The sequence below is a fragment of the Mycobacterium sp. IS-2888 genome (assembly GCF_001954215.1).
In the GTDB taxonomy this organism is placed as follows: domain Bacteria; phylum Actinomycetota; class Actinomycetes; order Mycobacteriales; family Mycobacteriaceae; genus Mycobacterium.
Map to the genome: position 1 here is coordinate 1 of NZ_MBET01000077.1, position 603 is coordinate 603.

The 603-nt window shown below is 60.7% G+C and carries 2 protein-coding genes; both read right to left on the reverse strand.

Annotated elements, in window-relative coordinates:
- Positions 1 to 263: WXG100 family type VII secretion target (locus tag A5745_RS15495; protein WP_076064587.1), on the reverse strand; the 263-nt coding region annotated here is incomplete at its 3' end.
- Between the two features lie 28 nt (positions 264 to 291).
- The gene (locus A5745_RS15500; protein WP_076064588.1) at positions 292 to 588 is read right to left on the reverse strand and encodes a WXG100 family type VII secretion target; all 297 of its coding nucleotides are present in this window, start codon (positions 586 to 588) and stop codon (positions 292 to 294) included.
- Positions 589 to 603: the final 15 nt, after the last annotated feature.

Here is a 603-nt window from a genome sequence, read left to right on the forward strand (position 1 = left end):
GCGCTGTCGGTGCTGGCCATGTTGCTGCCGGCGGTCTGCACCTTCTGGCCGTGGGCGTTGGCCTGCTCGTAAATCACCTGGAAGTTACGACCCAACTGGGTGATGAACTCCTGGCAAGCCACCGAACCCGCACCGCCCCAGAAGTCACCAGCAGCAAGCACATCGCGAACGATGGCCTGGTGCTCGGCCTCCAAAGAAGCGGCCTGCGCGCGAATCAGCGCGCCGTGGGCATCGACATCGCCGAACTGGTAATTGATCGTCATATCGGTGTTCTCCTAACGAATGAAAGGGCTAGTGGCTCAGGATCTGCTGCGAGGCCTGCTCTTGGGTCTCGTAGTTGTTCGCGTCGCGGATCAGCCCGTCGCGAACCCCGTGCAGCATGTTCACGATGTTGTTGAACGCCTGATTCATCTGACCCATGGTGTCGTAGGACGTCGCCTGGGCCTGACCACTCCAGCCAGCGCCAGCGATGTTCTGCGAGGACGCCCACATCTTGCGCGCCTCATCGGCCACCGTCTGAGCATGCATCTCAAAGCGGCCCGCCATCGCCCGCATCGAGTGCGGATCAGTCATAAAACGTGTTGCCATCTTGGCTATCTCCTT

Coding starts and splice junctions, on each gene's coding strand:
- A5745_RS15500 (WP_076064588.1), bottom strand. CDS start 588: ATGGCAACACGTTTTATGACTGATCCGCACTCGATGCGGGCGATGGCG.